This is a genomic window from Streptomyces sp. NPDC005820 (genome assembly GCF_040630255.1).
Taxonomy (GTDB): Bacteria; Actinomycetota; Actinomycetes; order Streptomycetales; family Streptomycetaceae; genus Streptomyces.
The window spans coordinates 339231-359982 of record NZ_JBEXXE010000001.1 but is presented as its reverse complement, the minus strand read 5'-3'; the positions used below and the strand labels follow the sequence as shown (position 1 = coordinate 359982).

Genomic DNA, 20752 nt, shown 5'->3' with positions numbered 1-20752 from the left:
ATGGGTAGCGCCGGGGTGAACCCTTGTGCGGCGATCAGTTGAGCCCGTTCACCGCCCGCCCGTCCGCCAGCGTGCCCTTGAGTTCCGCCTTGGCGCCCTTCTCTGCGGCGGCGGTGAGCAGATGGCCCGGCGCGGAGTCCCGCACCCCGCCGGTCGCCCGCACGTTCCGCGTCCCGGAGTCGCCGGCCGCGAGGAGATACCAGTGGCCGCCCTGCGACTTCCACAACACCCCGGCCAGGACGTGCGGATCACGCGGACCGCACGCCGGGACGTCCCCGGCCTTCGCCACCGCCGCCCCGAACAGCCCGCCCGGCGTACGGAACTGGGCCAGCACCCGGCTCCCGTCGCCGCGCCAGGTCTCCGCCCGGGTGCACACCCATTCCGCCGAACCGCTCGCGTCGGGCAGCGGCTGACGCGCGTACGACCACGCGTTGACCGTCCGCACCCCCTGCCCGCGCACATCGGACAGCGAGCAGGCGTACGGCGCCCAGGTGCCGAGCGCCTCCGCTCCCGTCGCCTCCTTCGGCGCGGTGGGCCGGCCGCCGGTGAGCCGGGCCGGGACCAGCTCGCCGAGGTCGGTGAGGAGATGGGTGCCCGAGGCGTCGGTGAGCTGCAGGACGTTCCAGCCGGTGCAGGTGCCGGTCCGGGTCACGGGGCTGGCCAGCGGTGAGGTGATGCCGTCGGTCAGCGTCAGGGCCATCACCCCGGCGCCCGGCTTGCCGAGGTCCCGCTCGCCCGCCGCGGTCACCCAGGGCGCCGTCAGCCAGCGCACATTGCCGTCGGCCCGGTCCAGGACGATCGCGGACGCCTCGGCGCCGGTCGCGCCGTCGACCCGCGCGAAGTCCAGGGCGGCCCCGGCCGTGCCGTCCTTCGGCTCGGCGTAGCGGGCGATGCGCAGTCCGTCGTAGAAGAGCACCACGCGCGCGTTGCCGACCTCGGCCGCGTACAGCAGCTGGGGTGGTCCGGACGGGCCGCCGGAGGGGGTGCCGGGGGTCGCCGAGACCTGCACCCGCGCGCCGGGGCGGGCCCAGACCGCGAGGGCGCGGCGCAGCAGCGCGGTGTCGCGGACCAGCGCGCCGCGGGCCGGCCAGACGGAGAAGTCGGTGCGCGCGGACGTCTTCCAGGCGACGGGGGAGACCCGCAGCAGCCGGCCCGGGTCGAGGGCGGCCTCCGCGGCCGGGTTCTGCGCGTACACCGGGGCGGCCGCGCCGTCCGGGCCCCAGCCGTCACCGGGCAGCGCGACCAGCGCGCCGCACACCGCGAGGGCCGCGGCGGCGGCCAGCGCGGCCGTGGTGTGCCGGCGGCGGCGCAGCAGATCGGTGGGCCGGGCCTGCAGGGAGCAGGGGTCGAACTCGGGGGAGTCGAGCAGCGCGTAGTGGGCGGGGACCGCGTCGGCCTCGTCCAGCGCCGCGTCGGGGTCCGCCACGCCCGCCTCGGCGAGGACCTTGCGCACCTCGCCGTCGGCGAGCTTCTCCAGGCCGCGCAGCACATAGGCGGCGCGGGCCGGGCCGGCCAGGGCGGACAGCCGCTGGTCCAGGGCGAGTTCGTCGGCGCCGCCGGAGCGCGGGAACAGCCTGAGGCCCCGCACCTGGGGGAGCAGCGGCGGCAGCTGCGCCCGCTTGGGCCAGGCCGGGCGCACCAGCGGCAGCCCCGCCTCCAGCGCCGTCCGCACCACCTGGAGGCGGACGTACGCGTACCCGGGGTCGCCGTCGCGGCCGCCGGCCTGGGCCTGGGCCGGGATCACCGGGGCCGAGGCGCGGCGGCGGGGCAGGGCGCGCTGGACCAGGGCGTGGGCGGTGAGGACCCGGCGGCCCCGGCCGAGACCCGGCGGCAGCACCAGATAGGCGAGCCGGACGAGACGCGGATAGTGCTCGACGAGCGCGGCCTCGGCCTGCTCGACGTCGACGGCCCGGTCGGTGACGGAACCGGGTGCGGGGCTCGGGGCGACATCCTGTGACTGCACGCCCAGCGCAACGAGCGGGGCGGTGGATGGTCACCGCCGTTCGGGTCACGCCCCCTGAGCGCTCGACTCCTTACGGCTCCACGAGCGCCCGGGCGTAGTTCGCCGTCGAGCGCTGGTAGCGCGGCAGATGGGGGGCCAGGGCGCCGAGGACCAGGGACAGGCCCTCGCGGTCGCGGCCGAGGCTGGACAGGCACAGGGCGAGGGTGGCGCGGACGGCGTCGTCGAGTTCGTCGGACGGGGCGTCCAGTTCGGGGGTGAGCAGCGCGACGCCCTCCTCGGCCAGCCCGATGTTGCGCAGGGAGCTGGAGAGCTGGATCCTGGCGCGGCGGCCCTGGTAGCCGGTCAGACCGAGGGCGAGCGCCTCCCGGTAGAGCGGTACGGCCCGGTCGCTGTGGCCGGTGGAGTCGAAGGCGCAGGCCCGCTCGAAGGGGCCGAGGGGACTGTTCTCGGGCAGTTCGGCGACGAGTTCGTCGATCACGGCCCGGAAGTCGGCGGCCCGCGCCTGCGGATAGTGGTCGAAGGTGGCCCAGGCGGCCGTGACGCGCTCTTCCCAGTCGTGGTTCACCGGCCCACTCTCGCACGTGTGTGCCAGCCTGACAGCGTATTTTGAGCGGACCGTGCGCGGGAGCCGTATCCAGGACGAGGCTCACGCAGGGAGGACAGATGAAGGTGACCCGACCGATCCTCGCGGTGGCGACCGCGGCGGCGGCGCTGGTGCTGGCGGGGTGCGCGTCCGGAAGCTCCGGGAAGGCCGAGGTGGCCGTCCCGACGGCGGCGACCGGCAGTCTGGAGCACCTGGCGGCCGAGGTGGACTGCACCCCGAACATGCAGACCGACGCCGACGAACTCCGCCAGGCCATCTGCAAGACCTCCGCGGGAAAGTTCCTCCTGCTGACCTTCGCCACCGACCGGGGCCAGCGCGAGTGGCTCAACGGTGCCAAGGACTACGGCGGCCACTATCTGGTCGGCCGCAAGTGGGTGGCCGTGGGCGAGGAGACCAGCACCGTGACGTCGCTGCGCAAGACCCTCGGCGGCGACATCGAGGAGGGCACGGACCACTCGGCGCACGCGTCGGGCGAGGCCTCCGACGGGGCGACGCACTCCGGTCACTGACCGCGGCGGCACACACGAGAAGGCCGGCGGTGAGGAATCCTCACCGCCGGCCTTCTCAGTTGCCGGCCTGCTCAGCAGCTAGTGACTACTGGCACTTCTTGCCGGTGTTGATGCAGTTGACCATCTGGTTCATCGTGTTCGCGGCGAAGAAGTTGATGAAGTCGTTGTGGTCGGTGATCGGCTTGTGCAGGTTCTCCGGGAAGCTGTCGACCGCGTAGGCGTTCTTCACGACGCCGTTCTGGATCGTCGGCCGGGTGACGTTGTAGACCAGCCGGACCTGGAGCTGCGGGATCGCCTTGAAGCCGTTGGCGCAGGTGCCGTCCTGCTGGACGAAGGACACGTGCGTACGGTGGTTGGCGGAGTCGATGTTCTGACCGTCCCAGCAGCTCTGGAAGAAGGTCGTGCGCACCACCTGGCTGCCCTGCGGGCAGATCGGGTACTTGTCGTGCAGCTGGACCTTGTTCTCGAAGCCCGTGCAGGACCAGTTCACGTTGGCGTTGGCGTTGCCGTTGACGAAGGCCTTCGCGTCACCGGTGATGATGCGCAGCGCCGTCGGCATCGCGACGACCTGGCTCTTCTTGTTGCCGACGAACTTCAGCTGGGCCTGGGCCGGCTGGAGGATCTTGCCGACGTTGCCCTCCTTGCCACCGCCGTCCGCGTTCTGGTCGAAGTCCTGCGTGCCGTCCTGGGTGCGCAGCACCGGCCAGAAGTACGACGACTTGTCGCCCTGGTTCTGGCAGCTGGTCTGGGCCGCCGCCAGCTCCTGGTCGCTCGCGAACGCGTCGTTGGACTGGTTGCCGACGTAGTCGTGCAGGTGGTGGGCACCGTTGCTGACACCGGGGGCCACGATCACGTTGTCCGTGTTGTGGTTGTCGTTGCCGTTGGTGCCGCACTTGGTGGTGAAGGTACCGCGCGAACCGGAGTTGCCGTTGGCGGCGAAGCCGTTGGCGCCGACGCCGATGGTCGCGTTCTGCTGGACCTTCGTGATGTCCACGAAGTCGGCCGCGGTCGGGCCGTTGCCGCCCTGGCCGTTGGCGCCGGCCTGCTGCTGACCGCCGTTGTTCTGGCCGCCGTTGTTCTGGCCATTGTTGTTCTGGCCGTTGTTCTGGCCGTTGTTCTGCTGGCCGTTGTTGTTGTTCTGCTGGCCGTTGTTGTTCTGACCGTTGCCCGCCTGGCCCGCGTTGGTGTTGTTGGCCGCCTGCGTGGTGCAGGCCGCGAGCTGGCTGAGCTGGGTGTTGAACTGGCCGCCGACGCGCTGGATGTCGATGCGGATCCGGTCGATCGTGGCGGCCCGCTTCTCCTTCAGGGGACCGACGATCGCGTTCTGCACGAACCCGGCGTCGTTCGCCTGTGCCTGACGGGTGGAGGCGAGCCGGGCGTATGCCTCGGTGATCTGCTTGTCGAGGTTCGCCAGCTCGGTGGCGACGCCCTGCTTGGCCTTGTCCGGCACGTTCGTCAGCTTCTGCCCCACGTCCGGGCAGGAGATGGTGGCGACCTGCGCTGCCGCGGTGGCGGCCTTGGTCGTGTTCTGACCCGAGGTGCCCGACTCGTGAGCCGAAGCGTAGAAGTTCGCCCAGATCAGCCCGCCCCCGCCGAGCGCTAGGGCCGCCGATGCGGCTATGGCCTTGTTGGCCATCGACGAACGGCGTTTACGAATGTTGCGTCCCATGGAACTCCTCTGACTTCCTTGGCGGGGTCGCATCGAGGCGCCCGACAGGAGTGAAGCTGCTCCCTCCCTTACGCATCCCGTACCGGAGGTGTTCAGCGCTCTCAGAAATTGATGAGAGACCCGTACGACAAACCGTCCCCAACGACCCCACACTTCACGGTAGTTGGCCCCCTACCGATCCCGGTCCAGATAGGCCAGCACCGCCAGTACCCTGCGGTTGTCGTCGTCCGAGACCTCCAAACCGAGCTTCACGAAGATATTGGCGGTGTGCTTGGCGACCGCCCGCTCGGTGACGACCAGTTTGCCGGCGATCGCCGCGTTCGACCGGCCCTGCGCCATCAGCTCCAGAACCTCCCGTTCGCGCGGAGTGAGCCGCTCCACCGGGCCCTGCCCGTCGCCCGAACGGCGGGCCAGCAGCTGCTGGATCACCTGGGGGTCCATCGCCGTCCCGCCCGCCGCGACCCGCCGTACGGCGTCCACGAACTGCTCCGCGTCGAACACCCGGTCCTTCAGCAGATAGCCGACCCCGCCGCTGCCGTCGGCGAGCAGCTCGCGCGCGTACAGCTGCTCGACGTGCTGGGAGAGGACGAGCACCGGAAGGCCCGGGGTGCGGCGGCGGGCGGTGAGCGCGCACTGCAGGCCCTCGTCGGTGTGCGTGGGCGGGAGCCGGACGTCCACCACGGCGACGTCCGGCTCCAGTTCGGCGAGGGCCCGCTCCAGCTCGGGCCCGCTCTCCACGGCGGCGGCGATCTCGAAGTCGTAGGCCTCCAACAGCCGCACCAGCCCGTCCCGCAGCAGGAACAGGTCTTCGGCTAGGACGACGCGCAAGGAATCTCCATGGTCACCATGGTGGGACCGCCCGCGGGGGAGCTGACGGCCAGGACGCCGTCGAATGTACCCAGCCGCCGCTCCACCCCGGCCAGGCCCGACCCCGCCCCGATCGCCGCCCCGCCGCGGCCGTTGTCGGTGACGGAGATCCGCAGATGGCCGTCGGAGTGGTGGAGGTCGACCCAGATCCGGTCGGCCCCGGAGTGCTTGACCGCATTGGTGAGGACCTCGCTCACGGCGAAGTACGCGGCCGACTCGACCGGAGCGTCGGCCCGCCCGGGCAGCTCCACGGCCACCTCCGTCGGCACCGGCAGGCGCAGCGCCAACGCCCGTACGGCGTCGCCCAGTCCGCGCTCGGCCAGCACCGGCGGATGGATCCCGCGCACCAGGTCGCGCAGTTCGGCGAGGGCCTCGGCGGACGACTGCCGGGTCTGCGCGAGAAGCCGCTTGGCCTTCTCGGGGTCCTTGTCCACGAGCATCTCGACCGTGCCGAGGTCCATGCCCATGGCCACCAGCCGGGCCTGCGCCCCGTCGTGCAGATCCCGCTCGATGCGCCGCAGCTCGGCGGCCGAGGTGTCCACGGCGTCCCGCCGGGTGTCGGTCAGCACCTTGACCCGCTCGGCCAGTTCGGCCTGGCCGGGGGTGAGCAGACCGCGGGTGAGCCGGAAGTGGACGGCCAGGGCGTTCACGGCGTGCCGGTCGGCGACGACCAGCAGCAGCACCGCGAGCGCGCCGGCGCCGAAGGCGGTCGTCTGGTCGTCGATCGGCACGAAGCCGTACCAGTAGGGGCCGCCCGCCCCGTCCGTCACGACCCGCCACAGGCCCGCCGCGAGCGCGAGCCCCTCCAGCGGGTAGAAGACCAGGACGACCGGCAGCAGCGCGGTGACCAGCCCCGCCGCCGTGTCCACCATCAGCCACCGCAGGTCCCGCCAGGACGCCGGGTCGCGCAGCAGCGCGTAGGTGAGCCTCGCCGGGTTGGCGGTCCGCGGCACCGGCCGGTACGCGGCCGGGATGTGGATCCCGCACCATCGCCGCGCGAGATCACGCCGGTTGTCGGCGAGGGCCCGCGCCGCCTTCAGCACCCAGGGCGTGGTGACGAGCCCCACGCCGACGGGGATCAGGGCCAGGGAGACGAGGGCCAGACAGTAGACCGCCACGGTCCAGGGCCACACCGCCAGGGCCAGCACGAGCCCCCGTACGGCGGCGAGCACCATCTCCCGTGTCCTCGATCCGCGCCGGCCGCTCTTCGTGTCGGTGTTCATGAGGCAAGTCTGTCCGAGGCCCCGGACGGGGTCACTGGCCCGAGACCCCGTCTCAGGGGGTGGTGCCAGGTACACCTCCCGCCCCGGCCAGCACCCGTGCCTCCACCGCCGGATCGAGCCCCTTCACCGCGCGGTCCGAGCGGTGCGGCGCCGTCCCGCCGATCGAGCACAGCCACTGCCAGGTGTCGGTGACGGTCTCCTCGACCGGACGGCAGGACAGGCCCGTCGCCACCGCCCGTGAGACGTCGGCGGCGTGCAGCGCGTCGTGCATGTCGGTGCCCGGCGGCACCCACACCGGCAGCTGGACCCAGGGCTCGATGCCCGCGTCGAGGACGGTCTCCGGCGCGGTCCAGCGCAGGTGGGCGTCCGACCCGGTGGCGCGGACGCACGCGTCGAGGAACTCGCCCATGGTGGCGTGCCCCTGAGGACTCATCAGATTGAACGGGCCGCTCAGCTCCCGCTCGACCGCCCCGAGGATCCATGCGGCGAGGTCGCGGGCGTCGACGTACTGCAGGGGAAGGTCCCGCGGCCCGGGGGCGAGGACCGGGCCGCCGCGTGCCGTCCGGGCCAGCCACCACGGCAGCCGGCCGATGTTCTCGTACGGGCCGAGGATCAGCCCGGCCCGTACGAGCACGGAGTCCCGCGCGCCGAAGGCGTCGACGGCGGCCAGCTCACCGCCCCGCTTGTCGCGGAGGTAGTCGGTCGAGTCCGCGTCGGGCGCGGCGCCCTCGACCACGGGCGCGTCCTCGGTGTACCCGGCGGGCGGGGCCCAGGTGTACACCGAGCAGCTCGACACGTACACGTACCGGCCGGCGCGGCCCCGCAGCAGCCGCGCCGCCTCGTGCACCGCTCGGGGCGCCGACGACCAGGTGTCGACGACGGCGTCCCAGTCCCCCTGGTGCGCGCCGAGGGCGTCCAGGCCGCCGGGCGCGGTGCGGTCGCCGGTGAGGGCCGTGACCCCCGGGGCGGGGGTGTGCCGGCCCCGGTTCAGGACCGTCACGTCCCAGCCGCGCCCGACGGCCGCCTCCACGACGGCCCGTCCCACGAACTCCGTACCACCCAGCACCAGAAGTCTCATGCGGGTGACTGTGCCCGGCCGGTCCGCGGGACGGAACCCGCCTCTGCTCAGGGCAGAGCGTCAGCGGCCGGTCGGCGGGGTGTACTTGTAGCCGACGCGGCGGACCGTCTGGATGGTGCCGCGGTGCTCGGCGCCCAGCTTGCGGCGCAGCCGGGCGACATGGACGTCGACCGTGCGGCCGTCGCCGACATGGCCGTACCCCCACACCGTGGTGACGAGCTGGTCGCGGGTGTGCACCCGGTTCGGGTACGCCACGAGGTGCGCGAGGAGTTCGAACTCCAGGTAGGTCAGGTCGAGTTCACGCCCGTCGACCTCGGCGGTGCGCTGTACGGCGTCGATGCGCACGAGCGGGTTGCCCGGACGGCTCTCCGTCACCGGCACCGGGACGGGCGGGAACGGCTGCTGCTGGTCCGCCGGGATCAGCACGAGGTAGCCGACCATCGCCGGCCGGCCGGGCAGGTCGGGCAGGGAGTGCTGCGGTGCGGGCAGCCAGGTGGCGCCGGGCGGCAGGAGATCCGCCACGTCGGCCACCTCGTCGGGGCCGACGGCCCGCAGCCGGTGCCGGGGGACGTGCGGGACGGCGTGGGGGAGCGGGGCGGTGGAGAGGGAACGGGTGGTCGCCATGAGAGGTCAGCTCTTTTCGCGCGAGGAGTTCGTCGAGGGACGTACGTCGTGCGCGCTGGCCGAAGGCCGGGGTGTACGGCTTTAGAGGGCCGGCGCGTTCGTCGCGCGGCAACACACCCGGTCGAAGTCGTGGTGCTGACGGGAAGGCCAGAAGGGCTCGAGGTCATGGCGACCCGTCGCGGTGTACTTCTGGAAGCTGGCCATGACCTCATTGAAGCAGACACACGCCCGCAACAGGACCCTCCTCTCACAGCTTGGACGCTTTCCTCGACGCGAAGCCGACATCACGGGCGGGGCACGCGAGAGGGGCGCCCCGCCGGTTCGGCGGGGCGCCCCTTCACGAGCGCTGCGGCACTGCGGGACGGATCAGACCTGGCCGGCCTTCTCCAGGGCGGCGCAGCAGGTGTCCACGATCAGGCGGGTCACCAGGTACGGGTCGACGTTGGCGTTCGGGCGGCGGTCCTCGATGTAGCCCTTGCCGTCCTTCTCGACCTGCCACGGGATACGGACCGAGGCGCCACGGTTGGAGACACCGTAGGAGTACTCGTTCCACGGGGCGGTCTCGTGCAGGCCGGTCAGACGGTCGTCGATGCCGGCGCCGTAGTTCTTGACGTGGTCGAGCGGCTTGGAGCCCTCACCGAGCGACTCGCACGCGGTGATGATCGCGTCGTAGCCCTCGCGCATCGCCTTGGTGGAGAAGTTGGTGTGCGCGCCGGCGCCGTTCCAGTCGCCCTTGACCGGCTTGGGGTCGAGGGTGGCGGAGATGCCGAAGTCCTCGGCGGTGCGGTAGAGCAGCCAGCGGGCGACCCACAGCTGGTCCGAGACCTCGAGCGGGGCGAGCGGGCCGACCTGGAACTCCCACTGGCCGGGCATGACCTCGGCGTTGATGCCGGAGATGCCGAGACCGGCGGCCAGGCAGTTCTCCAGGTGGGCCTCGACGACCTCACGGCCGAAGATCTCGTCGGCGCCGACACCGCAGTAGTAGCCGCCCTGCGGGGCCGGGAAGCCGCCCTTGGGGAAGCCGAGCGGGTAGCCGTCCTGGAAGAAGGTGTACTCCTGCTCGATGCCGAAGATCGGCTCCTGAGAGCCGTACTTCGCCTCGACCTCGGCCAGCGCGGCACGGGTGTTGGACTCGTGCGGCGTCATGTCGATGTTGAGGACCTCGCACAGGACGAGGACGTCGTCGCCGCCGCGGATCGGGTCGGGGCAGGTGAAGACCGGCTTGAGGACACGGTCCGAGGAGTGGCCCTCGGCCTGGTTCGTGGAGGACCCGTCGAAGCCCCAGATCGGCAGCGCGTCCAGACCGGCGGGCTCACCCGTGATGATCTTGGTCTTGGAGCGGAGCTTCGCCGTCGGCTGGGTGCCGTCGATCCAGATGTACTCAGCCTTGAAGGTCACGGGCCACTTCCTTCGGGGGTGTGTCTGACGCACTTGCGGGTGCTTTGATGCTGCGGCGCTGCGGCACTGGGGCGCCGTCGGTGTTGACCGGCAGCTTGTCAACAGGCGATTTCCCGATCATTGCTCGAATGTGAACCCCGTGTTACCTGGTGGTTCTGTGGTGCGGTTCACGGTGTGAGGGGTCATTCGGACCCGGCCGCCGCCCTCCGCACCCCCTCCAGGAACCCCCGGATCGCCGCCCGTTCCCGCTCGTCGTAGCCCTGGAGCAGCTCCACCACCTGGCCGATGAGCGGCCGAAGAAGGCCTGGCCCAGGGCCGCCGCGCGCTCGTCCACCTCGACGACGACCTTGCGCCGGTCGGCGGCGCCGCGCACCCGGCGGACATGGCCCGCCCGCTCCAGCCGGTCCACCAGGGCCGTCGTCCCCGCCGAGTTCAGCCCGAGCGCCGCCCCGAGCCGCCCCGCCGTCATCTCCTCGGCCGCCCGCCGCGCGTCCATGAGGACGATCAGGGCCCGTACGTCCGTCGGATGCATACCGTTGCCGCTCGCGAACCGCGCGCTGTGCAGCCCAAGTTCGACGGCCACCGCGCGCAGCGGATGGACGGTCTCCGGCTCCGGTCCCTCGAAGACGCGGGGGGAGCGCATGGGACAGCGCAGGGGTGTGTACGACGACGGTGTCTTCCGGGCCGCGTACGACACGGTCATGGCCAAGTGGCCCGCCGACCGGGAGGCGGTCACCGTTCCCACGCCGTTCGGCGAGACGTACGTCAACGTCTGCGGCCCCCGCGACGCGCCTCCGCTGCTGCTTCTGCCCGGAGGCGGCGGAGCGACCTCGGCGTCCTGGTTCGCGCAGACGGCCGACCTCGCCCGGATCCGGCGGGTGTACGCCGTCGATCTGATCGGCGCGGCGGGACGCACCCGGGCGCGCGGGGCGCGGACCGTCGACGATCTGATGGACTGGCTGGACGCCGTGCCCGCGGGCCTGGGTATCGGGCGGGCGGCGCCCCTGGACCTGGGCGGACACTCCTACGGCGCGTGGATCGCCCTGCACTACGCCCTGCGCGCCCCCGACCGGGTACGCCGTCTGTTCCTCCTCGACCCGACCCAGTGCTTCGCCGGGTTCGAGACGGCGTATCTGCTGCGCGCCCTGCCGATGCTGCTGCGGCCCACCCCGCGCCGGGTACGGGCCTTCCTGGACTGGGAGAGCGGGGGAGTGGTCATGGACCCCGACTGGCTCCGGCTCCAGGAGTCCGCCGCGGGCTTCCCCGCGGGGCGGCCGGTGACCGGCCCGCGTCCGGCGCCCGACGCGCTACGGGCCCTGCGTACGCGGGTCCTGCTGCTCGTGGCCGCGAACAGCAGGACCCGCCCCCACTCTCGACTTCGCTCGAGCGGGGGGGGACCTCCACCCCGTACGAGGTGACGGCCCGGGCGGGTGAATGGCTGCCGGATGTGGAGACCGCCGTTCTGCCGGACGTGTCCCACCATCAGCTGCCGATCGCCGCGCCCTCCGGAGTGGGCAGCCGCCTCAGCTCGTTTCTCGGCGTCTGAACCTCACCCCACCTTCTCGATCACGGCCCGGCGGATCAGGAACTTGCCGGGCTCGCGGACCTGCTCGAAAGCCGCGTTGTTCAGCAGCACACAGCTGCCGGAGACCGAGGTCACCTGGACGGTGATGGACTTGTTGTTGTCCAGGTTGGTGACCTTCAGCTTGGTGCCCGCCGGGAACTGGTTGCTGGACGCGGCAGGGGCGCCCGCCTCTCCCGAGAGGGTGACGGTCGAGCCGTTGCAGACCTGCTGACCGGAGGCGGCACCGCCGTTTCCGGCGTTTCCGGTGTTCGCCGCGGGGGCCGAGGCCGCCTGCGAAGGCTGGGTCGGCTGGGTCGGCTGCGTCGCCTGGGAGTCCTGAGCCGACTCCCCAACGACGCACCCCGACGCCTTCTGCTGGACCTTGATCTGCGCGATGACCGCCTCGCGGTTGGCGATCCGGGCCGCCGACTGCGCGTCCGGAGCGGCCCGTTGGCCGTCGATGAACTTCTGGTTGTTGCCGAGGGCGGTGGCGAGTCCCTGGCAGACGGTCGAGTTCGCGGCGGACAGCGTCTGTGCCTTCTGCGGCGACTGGGCGGCGTTCGAGCTGCTCGCCAGGGCGAAGGCTCCACCGCCCGCCACCGCCGCCGCGCCGACGAGCAGTGCGATCGTCTTCTTCGTGCCGAGTGTTCTCCTGCGCGACATGCGCGCCTCCTGAAGAGGTAGGGGAGCGTACGGCGCTATGTACGAGATCCCGAACGAAGTTACTCAGCGGTCGCGGGAGCGAGTTGGAGTGGCGCGCGTCACACGACGGCCGGGGGCGCCTCAGTTCCTCCCCGTCCGCCCCTCCTCGTACGCGACGACCGTGTCGTCGACATGCCGCAGCAACCCCTCGGTCTGGGCCGTGAGTTCGGCCTCCCGGGTCTCCTTCCCGTCCCCCCACTGCCCGTTGGCGAACACCACCGAGCGGACCGTCATCACCCGCCGGAAGACCCCGGCCGACCCCGGCGGCACCGTCGGCAGCCCCGCCTCCGGGGGCGGGTCGAGGGAGACGACCTGGTACGTCACCGGGTCCGTCGAGGCCATCATGAACACCCGCGAGGCGTCCTCCACCCGGGCGAAGCTCAGCACGGTGACCGTGATCTGCGAGAGCCGGTCGGCGTCCGTGAACAGCCCCGCCGTCAGCCGCGAGCACTCCCCGCCCTGCTCGATCAGCTCGGCCAGCTCCGGGGACATGCCCCGGGCGCAGTCGGTGGTGGTGGCCAGATCCACCCGGGTGTACCGGGAACCGTCCGTGAGCCGGACGCTCGTGGTGGGGAAGGCCTGCTCGGGCCGGACCACCGGCCGGGCGAGCAGGGAAGGCAGCGAACCGGGGGCGTCGGAGGGGAGGGTGACGTCGACGGAGGGCACCCGCTCGTCGTCGCCCACGACCATCGCCGCACCGGCGGCGATCGCACCCACCAGCACGGCACCCGCCCCGGCCCCCACCGCCGCCCGCCGCGCGCGCCGGCGCCGCCGTATCCGCTCCTCCCGGGCGACGAACTCGGCGTAGGGGTCGAGGGGGGTGTGCGCGCCGGGGTGGGGGTACGGGTGCGGATTTCCTTGATCACCGAAGGTCATGGCCGCGGAGGGTAACAGCGGTACGCCCCCCGACTCCCGCCCCCGGACGAACCATTGCCCAGCCGACTAACGGGACAGAGCGTCCCGTACGGCCTCGTCCGTGCGCGCCACCACGGCCGTACCGTCGTCGGCGGTGATGATCGGGCGCTGGATCAGCTTGGGGTGCTCGGCGAGCGCCGTGATCCAGCGCTCGCGCGACGCCGCGTCCCGCGCCCACTCCTTCAGCCCCAGCTCCTTGGCCACGGCCTCCTGGGTCCGGGTGATGTCCCACGGCTCGAGGCCGAGCCGCTCCAGTACGTCCCTGATCTCGTCCTCGCTCGGCACCTCCTCCAGATACCGGCGGACGGTGTAGTCGGCGCCCTCCGCGTCGAGCAGCGTCAGCGCACTGCGGCACTTCGAGCAGGCCGGGTTGATCCAGATCTCCATGGGGCCCACGGTAGTGGCCTGCCGGGGCCGTCGCCCGAGCGGCAGCTCTGTTCGAATATATGGCGCCCCTCGCGCACCTTGTGAATCGGGGGTGACACGGCGCCAATTTCGTTGTTCACCTGGGCATTTGAAGGGGCTGGCGGACTGCTGAATGTCAGTGGGGGGCAGTAGAATGGCTGCAGTGTTCGAGAGTTTCGCCGGAGATCCCGGCGGGGTTCCGACCGCGACAGGAGGATGCCCGTGCCCGCTGCCGCCGTGAAGCCGAAGCCGTTGCCGACCCAGTCCACCGCGAAGCGTTCCGTCCAGCTCGACCTGCCCTATGTGCCCGTGGCGAAGCGGCCGTTGCCGGCCGGACGGCCCCGGGAGTGGTACATGGCGCACAACCGCCGGCTCAAGGCGATGCGCCTCGCCATAGCGCTGCTCGACCTCGGCGTCTACCTGCCGAACCAGGCCCGCAACGAGAAGATCCGCAGCACGGCGGAGCTGATCGGCGTCCACCCGCCGTCGGACACGACGTGCCACATGGTCAGGGCGTTCCTGCGCTACAACCGCTGAGCCGGCCCGCCGGGTGCCGTCCGAACGGCCCGCACCCGGCGTCTCCCTCACCGCACCGCACCGCACCGCTCCGCTCCGCACCTCACCTCACCTCACCTCACCAGCTCCTTCTCCGTCGGCGTCCGGAACCGCGGCGTCACCCGGGCCGCACCCAGCCAGCCGCCCAGCCGCTCCGCCTCGGCGGCCACCGCGGCCTGCGCGTCCCGCCCGATCCCCTCCCCGAGGAGGATCCGCCACACGATCTCCCCGTCCGCCCGCTGGGCCCAGCCCCCCACCACCCGCCCGTTCCACCACACCGTCGGCCCGATGTTGCCGCTCCCGTCGAAGAGGGCGGGCCGCAGCTCCGGCGCCAGATACCAGTCCCGGCCCTGCCAGCCCATCGCCGTCGGATCGAGCGAGGGCAGCAGCGCCGCCCAGGGCTCCTCCGGCGCCGCCACCGGACCGACGTCCCCCTCCACGACGTATCCCGTGCCCTCGGCCACCGTCACCGCCTGCGCGCCGATCGCCTTCAGCGCCCGCCGGACGTCGGTCACCCGCCACCCCGTCCACCACTTCAGATCCGCCTCGGTGGCCGGACCGCACACCGCGAGCCAGCGCCGCAGCAGCTCCGCCTGGGCGCGCCCGGGATCCAGCTCGGGATGGGCGGGAGCGAGCGCCCAGCGGAACTGGCTGGACGTCCAGGAACCGAGCGGGCGACCCCGGATCACCTTCCCCTCCACCCCCAGCAGCCGCAGCAGCCGGGTCGAGACGGTGTGGATCCCCTCGTAGCTCTTCCCGGCCGCGTACACGAACTGCTCCCGCAGCCGGGGCTCCTCCCGCGCCAGCTCGGTCGCCGTCGCCTGCCCCAGCCGCCCCAGCGCGGCCAGCGCCGACTTCTCGACCTCCGCCAGCCAGGCCGCGTCGGGGGCGCCCGCCTTCGCCATGTCGTTGACCAGCTTGGTCCGCGCGCCGGCGGCGACCGCCAGACCGGTCGAGGCGTGCACGACGGCCGTCAGCTCCGTGGGGAACACGAACACCGTGTGCCGCATGCCGTGCATCCGCACGAGCGTCCGGTCCTCGTACAGCGCCCGCTCCGTCGCCGCCACCGGTCCCGCCGGGTCGGCGAGCCGCGCGCCGACCGCGAGATACACCGTCGCCGGATCCGTGCCGTGCAGGGCGACGAGGGAATCGGCCACCGCCTCCGGCGTCGCGGCCCGCCCCGCCGCGGTCAGCCGGTGCCGCAGCGCCAGCCGGGCCCGCCGCTCCACCCCGTCCACATACCGCACACCCGCACTCATCGCGACCTCCGCCCCGTCGTCACCGGTCCCCGCACGCATCCTCCCCGACACCACTGACAATCGGGCCCCGCGCCGCGTGTCACCCGTTCGCCGGACCCGGCATGCGCACCTCCCCCGCCCGTTCTTGACTGCGAACAGGAGCGTGACGGCGGTGTGTTCGAGACGGGAGAACCGACGTGATGCGGAGAAGAGGAACATGAGCGACGCCGACGTCCACGGTGCCCCCGGCACCCCCGAGGAGCGGGCCCGGCGCGGCAAGGAGGCCCGCAAGCGGGTCCCCCGTTCCGCGCACGCCCGGTGGCTGCCCCCGGTCGACCGGGCGGATCCCGTCGCCGTACTGGAACGGCAGGGCCGCGACCGGCTGCCCGAGCTGTTGCCCGTCCGCTACGGGCGGATGGCCGCCTCGCCCTTCGCCTTCCTACGCGGCGCCGCCGCCGTGATGGCCGCCGACCTGGCCGCCCGGCCGCACACCGGACTCACCGTCCAGCTGTGCGGGGACGCCCATCTGCTCAACTTCGGGGTGTACGCCTCCCCGGAGCGGGCCCTGCTGTTCGATCTGAACGACTTCGACGAGACGTTCCCCGGCCCCTTCGAATGGGACGTGCAACGCCTCGCCGCCTCCGTCGCCGTCGCCGCCCGCGAGAACGGCCACGCCGAGCCCCGAGCGCGCGCCGCCACCGTCGCGGCGGTCGCCGGCTACCGCACCGCGATGCTCCGGCTCGCCCGGCTCGGCGAACTCGACGTCTGGTACGAACGCATCGACGCCGACAGCCTCCTGCCCCTGCTGCGCTCCGCCCGCCACCGCAGGCGCGCCGAGGCCAGCCTCACCCGCGCCCGCCGCCGCACCAGCCTGCACGCTCTCGGCAAACTCACCGAACGCGTCGACGGACGCCACCGCATCATCCACGACCCGCCGCTCCTCGAACCCGCCGGAGTCTCCGACTCCGCAGCCCTGCGCAAGATCTTCAGCGACTACCGCTCCACCCTCCCCGAGGAGCGCCGGCTGCTCCTCGACCGCTACCGCTACGTCGACGCCGCCCGCAAGGTCGTCGGCGTCGGCAGCGTCGGTCTGCGGTGCTTCATCGTCCTGCTGACCGGGCGGGACGCCGACGACCCGCTGTTCCTGCAGATCAAGGAGGCCCGCGCCTCCGTTCTGGAGGCCCATCTGCCGAGCGGGCCGTACACCCACCCCGGCCATCGGGTCGTCGCCGGACAACGGCTGCTCCAGGCGGCGAGCGACATCTTCCTCGGCTGGATGACCGGACCCCAGGGCCGCGCCTTCTACTGGCGCCAGCTGCGGGACATGAAGGGCTCCGCCGACGTCGCCGGTATGACCCCCGCCGGCCTCACGGCGTACGCCCGGCTCTGCGGCACCGCCCTGGCCCGCGCCCACGCCCGCTCCGGCGACCGGATCGCCCTCGCCGGCTACCTCGGCACCGGCGACACCTTCGACCACGCGATCGCCGACTTCGCCGAGGCCTACGCCGACCGCACCACAACCGACCACGCGGCACTGCGCGCGGCGATCGCGGCGGGGGTGGTGACGGCGGCACCCGACGTATGAGACCGGCACCGGGACCCGCCCGCGCGAAAAAGGGGATGCACGGTGCGTGACGGTCTCCCTACGCTGAACTGCATGGGCACCATCATCATCACCGGGACCTTCGTCCTGGTCGTCCTGGGATTCGGAAACCCCGTCTACTGGCTCGCCGCCGTCGCCCTGCTCTACGTCTACGTGCAGTACGGCCGGGGCGGGACGTCCTCGACCTCCTCGACCTCCTCGTCCTCGGCCCCGGCCCCGGGCCCCGCCCCGACCACCTACAAGGCCTACCGCGCCCGCCGCGACCTGCAGGCCAAGTGGGAACGCCGCTACGAACGCGAGCGCGGCAAGTAGCAGAAGCAAGTAGCAGAAGTGGGGCAAGCGGGACAGACGGGAAAAGTGGGACTCAGAGGCCGGGCGCGCCCCACACCGGGAACCAGCGGCTGAGGTCCTGCTCGATCCGCAGGTCGTTCGCCAGAACCGGCTTCACCTGGAGTTCGAGTGCGTTGTCGCGCCGCTGCCCCCGCCCGGGCAGCGGCGCGAACGGGTAGTACGTGCCTCGCTTGTAGAGGTACACGAGCGCGAGCGACCGTCCGGCCGGGTTCTCGAAGGCGGCCAGGGAGCAGAGCAGCTGGGGTCCGAAGCCGTTGATCTCCATCGCGCTGTTGACCGCGTGGAGGTCGTTGACCAGGGCGGAGAGGTCGTCGGGGGAGCGTTGGGAGAGGAGCCAGGAGTAGCCGTAGTCGTCGCGCAGGAGCCGGACCGGGGGGCCGGTGCGCTCGGTGTCGGCGTCGAGGAGGGCCTGGACCTCGCGGTGCGTCTGTTCGAAGGCCGCGCCCTCCACGGTCGCGAAGCAGACGGCGCCCTGCCCGGTCGGCGTGAAGCCGGTCGCCGCCTCCAGCGTGATCGCCGCCGAAGGCAGCGCGAACAGCTGATCGAGGTCGGGGACGACCGGCTTGGTCCGGCCGAGCAGGATGTCCAGCAGCCCCATGCGTCAGCCTGCCTTCCCGGGGGTGGCCGCCTCACCCAGCTCGGCGGAGATCCGCCCCAGCTGGTCGAGCCGCTGCTCCAGGCTCGGATGGGTGGAGAAGTAACGCTCGATGCCCGGCTCCTTGCCGGTCGCCGGGGTGAAGTAGAAGGCGTTGAAGGCCTGGGCCGTGCGCAGATCCTTGGTCGGGATCCGGGCGATGTCCCCGGAGACCTTGGTGAGCGCCGACGCCAGCGCCGAGGGCCGCCCGGTCAGCAGCGCGGCCGCCCGGTCCGCCGCCAGCTCCCGGTACCGGGACAGCGCCCTGATCAGCAGGAAGCTGATCGCGTACACGGCCGCCGACACCCCCATCACGGCGGCGAAGATCACGGCGGTGTTCTGGTCCCGGCGCCCGCCGCCGAACAGCTGCGAGTAGAACGCGAACCGCACGATCAGCCCCGCGATCACCCCGAGGAACGACGCGATCGTGATCACGGCGACGTCCTTGTGGGCCACGTGCGACAGCTCGTGCGCGAGCACGCCCTCCAGCTCGGCCGGCTCCAGCCGGCGCAGCAGCCCCGTCGTCACACACACCACCGCGTGGTCGGGATTGCGTCCGGTGGCGAACGCGTTCGGCATGTCCATATCGGACACGGCGACGACCGGCTTCGGCATGTCGGAGATGGCGCACAGCCGGTCCACGACGGCATGCAGCTCGGGATACTCCTCCCGCTCCACGACCCGCCCGCGCATGGCGAACATCGCGATCCGGTCGGAGAACCAGAACTGCGCCACGAACATGGCCGCGATCAGCACAACCACCAGCAGCCACGACTTCAGCAACACGATCAGCGCGGCGACGAACGCCACGTACAGCAACCCCAGCAGAAACATGGTGACCGTCATTCGCACGGTCAGCCCTCGGTCGCTCCGGAAACGGCTCGGCATCTGCATCACCCCGCAGGCACTCAGGCACTCGCCCCACTGCCAGTGTGCACCCGCGCACTCCCATGAAGCGCTCCTGATCAGACCTAGGGGCAGCAAAGCCTCAGGACCGGACCCCGGCCTCCCACTTCCTCCGCTTCAGCACGTACTCGCTGAACAGATGCCGCGACCGGTCCAGCAGCGCACCCACCTCCGCCGCCGCCTCGGGCGGCACGTCCGCGCCCGCGTGCCAGCCCTGCACGGACTGCCGGGCCCACTCCCGGATCCGCTCGTCCGGGTCGTCGAGCGCCGTGACCGCGGCCCGCAGCCGTACGATCCCGCCGCGCGCGTCCAGCAGCCGGAACGCGGCGACCCGCACCTGACGGGGCCACTCGCCGCCGAGCCGCTCCGTCAGCTCCTGCTCGGGCACGGCCCCCGCCGACGTCAGCAGCGCGGCGGTCACCTCCCGCACCACCCCGGGCGCCGGATCGTCCAGCAGCGGCCGCAGCCGTCGTACGTCCGTCACATCCAGGATCCGCAGCCCGGCGACGGCCCGTGCCCGCACCCCGGCCGACGGATGCCCGAGCAGCGCCCACAGCACCTCGGCGTCGGCCCGCTCCCCGCACTCGGCGAGCCCGATCACGGCCCCCGGCGGCAGCCCCTCGGGGTCGGCGCACCGCTCCCGGTACCAGGGCAGCGGATCGCCCCCGCCCTGCCGCACCACATACCGCGCACAGGCCCGCACCACCCCCGCCCGATCCGCGAGGAACCCCACGGCCCGCTCGGTCCGCCCGGCCCGCCCGGCCCGCCGCAGGGCGGTGACCCCGGCCGCCCGGACCTGCGGACTGCGGGCCCCGAGCAGCGGTTCGAGCACGTCGTCATATCCCTCGCCGTCCGCTACGGCGGCCTGGGCGGCGTCGGCGCACAGCGACTGCACGACCGTGTCGGAGTCCCGGGCGGCCGTACGCGCCAGCTCGGCGGGGGCGAGGAGCCGCTCCTCGACGGCGAGCCGGTACGCGTAACGGCGTACGGCGCGGTCGGGGTCGGTGTAGAGGGGCGCCAGGAGCTCGGGCGGGGCGGTGCGCAGCAGCCGGTCCGCGAGAGCGGTGGCGAAGTCGCCCCGGCCCCGGCGCCCGATGCGCAGGACCAGGGGCATCAGCCGTACGGCGGTCCGCTCGTCGAGCGCCTCCGCCAGCCGCAGCCGGGCGGCCTCGCGCACCTGCGGGGCCCAGTCGGAGCAGCGCACGACCACCAGCGGCAGCAGCCCGGGGTGGTCGGCGACCTGGTCGAGGGCCTTCTGGCGGACCCTGCCGTCCCAGTGGCACAGCACCAGCGCGAGCTGGGACTCGGTGAGCGGTTGCGCACGCCGGAGGACGGCGGTCAGGCCGCGTGCCCCGTTGCGGCGAACGGCGGCGAGAAGCGCCTGTCCGCCCTCGGTGACCGCCCAAGGGCGCAGCCAGACGCCCTCGTCCGCGTACCAGATGCTCTGCCGGGCGCCCGCGTCGAGCGCGATCCACGCCCCGGGGTCGTCATCGGGCACCACCGCTTCGACCGATTCCCCCCGGGCGAGCCGTACCGCCGCCGTCTCCCCGTCGCCCATGGCTCCTATGGCTCTCATCGTGCTCGTGCTCATGCCTAGTACGGCGCCTGGAATCGCGTCCACCCCAGCAGCAGGATCACCGCCGCCACGCAGCCCAGCACGATCGTCGTGGACACCCACGACGAGCGGCGCGGCCCCACGTGCTCCGGCTCCCCCCGGAACGGCACCGGCTCCGGTGGGTTCTCCTTCCAGCGGGCGGCCAGCATCCGGGCCCGGGCCGAGGGCTCCTTGTGCTCGGCCTGGTCGGCCCACTTGATGTCGAACTCCCGCTGGTCGTCGTCCTGTTCGGACATCCCCGTATCCCCCCGTTGCCTGGTCTCGAACAGCAGTGCCAGAAACCATACGACGGCGCCCCCGTCCCGGGAAACCGGAAACGGGGGCGCCGA

General features: G+C 72.5%; 20 protein-coding genes and 2 pseudogenes. 5 read left to right on the top strand and 17 right to left on the bottom strand.

Going from position 1 to position 20752, the window contains the following annotated elements; all coding sequences use genetic code 11:
- Positions 1–34: 34 nt before the first annotated feature.
- Together ABZ464_RS01625 and ABZ464_RS01620 are read right to left on the bottom strand one after the other, a co-directional pair.
- On the bottom strand, positions 35–1963 hold the full coding sequence (locus ABZ464_RS01625; protein WP_359269308.1) for a hypothetical protein: 1929 nt from the start codon (positions 1961–1963) through the stop codon (positions 35–37).
- 70 nt (positions 1964–2033) lie between these two features.
- Positions 2034–2528 carry a tetratricopeptide repeat protein gene (locus ABZ464_RS01620; protein ID WP_359269305.1) on the bottom strand — a complete coding sequence of 165 codons (495 nt, stop codon included), beginning with the start codon at positions 2526–2528 and terminating at the stop codon, positions 2034–2036.
- Between the two features lie 98 nt (positions 2529–2626).
- Between ABZ464_RS01620 and ABZ464_RS01615 the strand changes: the two genes are divergently transcribed.
- Positions 2627–3076: a hypothetical protein gene (locus ABZ464_RS01615; protein ID WP_359269302.1), complete on the top strand. Its 450-nt coding sequence runs from the start codon at positions 2627–2629 to the stop codon at positions 3074–3076.
- Between the two features lie 85 nt (positions 3077–3161).
- Here ABZ464_RS01615 and ABZ464_RS01610 read toward each other — a convergent pair whose 3' ends face one another.
- The 7 genes and pseudogenes from ABZ464_RS01610 to ABZ464_RS01580 all read right to left on the bottom strand — a co-directional run bounded on the left by ABZ464_RS01610 (position 3162) and on the right by ABZ464_RS01580 (position 10578).
- The gene (locus tag ABZ464_RS01610; RefSeq protein ID WP_359269299.1) at positions 3162–4745 is read right to left on the bottom strand and encodes a DUF1996 domain-containing protein; all 1584 of its coding nucleotides are present in this window, start codon (positions 4743–4745) and stop codon (positions 3162–3164) included.
- A 171-nt stretch (positions 4746–4916) separates the two neighbouring features.
- A complete protein-coding gene (locus ABZ464_RS01605; RefSeq protein WP_359269296.1) occupies positions 4917–5573 on the bottom strand; it encodes a response regulator transcription factor in 657 nt (218 codons plus the stop codon).
- Complete coding sequence (locus ABZ464_RS01600) at positions 5558–6835, bottom strand: sensor domain-containing protein (RefSeq protein WP_359269294.1); 1278 nt, start codon at positions 6833–6835, stop codon at positions 5558–5560. The genes ABZ464_RS01605 and ABZ464_RS01600 overlap by 16 nt, the downstream gene beginning before the upstream one ends.
- 52 nt (positions 6836–6887) lie before the next feature.
- Entirely contained in the window at positions 6888–7913 is a 1026-nt protein-coding gene (locus ABZ464_RS01595) for an NAD-dependent epimerase/dehydratase family protein (RefSeq protein ID WP_359269292.1), read from the bottom strand.
- Between the two features lie 60 nt (positions 7914–7973).
- Positions 7974–8537, bottom strand: a complete 564-nt coding sequence (locus ABZ464_RS01590; protein WP_359269289.1) for a winged helix-turn-helix domain-containing protein — start codon at positions 8535–8537, stop codon at positions 7974–7976.
- Positions 8538–8903: 366 nt separating this feature from the next.
- Positions 8904–9935: a glutamine synthetase gene (gene glnII / locus ABZ464_RS01585; RefSeq protein ID WP_359269287.1), complete on the bottom strand. Its 1032-nt coding sequence runs from the start codon at positions 9933–9935 to the stop codon at positions 8904–8906.
- Positions 9936–10117: 182 nt separating this feature from the next.
- A pseudogene (locus ABZ464_RS01580) lies at positions 10118–10578 on the bottom strand (MarR family transcriptional regulator).
- Here ABZ464_RS01580 and ABZ464_RS01575 point away from each other — a divergent pair.
- A pseudogene (locus tag ABZ464_RS01575) lies at positions 10577–11481 on the top strand (alpha/beta fold hydrolase). The pseudogenes ABZ464_RS01580 and ABZ464_RS01575 sit on opposite strands and share 2 nt — an antisense overlap.
- A gap of 3 nt (positions 11482–11484) precedes the next feature.
- On the opposite strand, the gene ABZ464_RS01570 reads toward ABZ464_RS01575, so the two are convergent.
- The 3 genes from ABZ464_RS01570 to ABZ464_RS01560 form a co-directional block, all read right to left on the bottom strand.
- On the bottom strand, positions 11485–12162 hold the full coding sequence (locus ABZ464_RS01570; RefSeq protein WP_359269285.1) for a hypothetical protein: 678 nt from the start codon (positions 12160–12162) through the stop codon (positions 11485–11487).
- 120 nt (positions 12163–12282) lie between these two features.
- Entirely contained in the window at positions 12283–13077 is a 795-nt protein-coding gene (locus ABZ464_RS01565) for a hypothetical protein (RefSeq protein ID WP_359269282.1), read from the bottom strand.
- Positions 13078–13143: 66 nt separating this feature from the next.
- Positions 13144–13503, bottom strand: coding sequence for an arsenate reductase family protein (locus ABZ464_RS01560; protein ID WP_359269279.1), 360 nt, complete (start codon positions 13501–13503; stop codon positions 13144–13146).
- A 240-nt stretch (positions 13504–13743) separates the two neighbouring features.
- Here ABZ464_RS01560 and ABZ464_RS01555 point away from each other — a divergent pair, with 240 nt between their 5' ends.
- Complete coding sequence (locus tag ABZ464_RS01555) at positions 13744–14058, top strand: hypothetical protein (protein WP_359269277.1); 315 nt, start codon at positions 13744–13746, stop codon at positions 14056–14058.
- 92 nt (positions 14059–14150) lie between these two features.
- Here ABZ464_RS01555 and ABZ464_RS01550 read toward each other — a convergent pair whose 3' ends face one another.
- Complete coding sequence (locus tag ABZ464_RS01550; RefSeq protein WP_359269274.1) at positions 14151–15335, bottom strand: winged helix DNA-binding domain-containing protein; 1185 nt, start codon at positions 15333–15335, stop codon at positions 14151–14153.
- Between the two features lie 196 nt (positions 15336–15531).
- Here ABZ464_RS01550 and ABZ464_RS01545 point away from each other — a divergent pair, with 196 nt between their 5' ends.
- Positions 15532–16899 carry a DUF2252 domain-containing protein gene (locus ABZ464_RS01545; protein WP_359269271.1) on the top strand — a complete coding sequence of 456 codons (1368 nt, stop codon included), beginning with the start codon at positions 15532–15534 and terminating at the stop codon, positions 16897–16899.
- 72 nt (positions 16900–16971) lie between these two features.
- The gene (locus tag ABZ464_RS01540) at positions 16972–17229 is read left to right on the top strand and encodes a hypothetical protein (RefSeq protein WP_359269268.1); all 258 of its coding nucleotides are present in this window, start codon (positions 16972–16974) and stop codon (positions 17227–17229) included.
- A gap of 52 nt (positions 17230–17281) precedes the next feature.
- Here the strand turns inward: ABZ464_RS01540 and ABZ464_RS01535 are convergent, their stop codons facing one another.
- The 4 genes from ABZ464_RS01535 to ABZ464_RS01520 form a co-directional block, all read right to left on the bottom strand.
- Complete coding sequence (locus tag ABZ464_RS01535; protein WP_359269265.1) at positions 17282–17866, bottom strand: hypothetical protein; 585 nt, start codon at positions 17864–17866, stop codon at positions 17282–17284.
- A 3-nt stretch (positions 17867–17869) separates the two neighbouring features.
- Positions 17870–18790, bottom strand: coding sequence for a zinc metalloprotease HtpX (gene htpX, locus ABZ464_RS01530; RefSeq protein ID WP_359269263.1), 921 nt, complete (start codon positions 18788–18790; stop codon positions 17870–17872).
- 100 nt (positions 18791–18890) lie between these two features.
- Positions 18891–20399 (bottom strand): hypothetical protein, encoded by a 1509-nt coding sequence (locus tag ABZ464_RS01525; RefSeq protein WP_359269261.1) that lies wholly within the window; start codon positions 20397–20399, stop codon positions 18891–18893.
- 2 nt (positions 20400–20401) lie between these two features.
- Positions 20402–20659: a hypothetical protein gene (locus tag ABZ464_RS01520; protein WP_359269259.1), complete on the bottom strand. Its 258-nt coding sequence runs from the start codon at positions 20657–20659 to the stop codon at positions 20402–20404.
- Between the last annotated feature and the right edge of the window lie 93 nt (positions 20660–20752).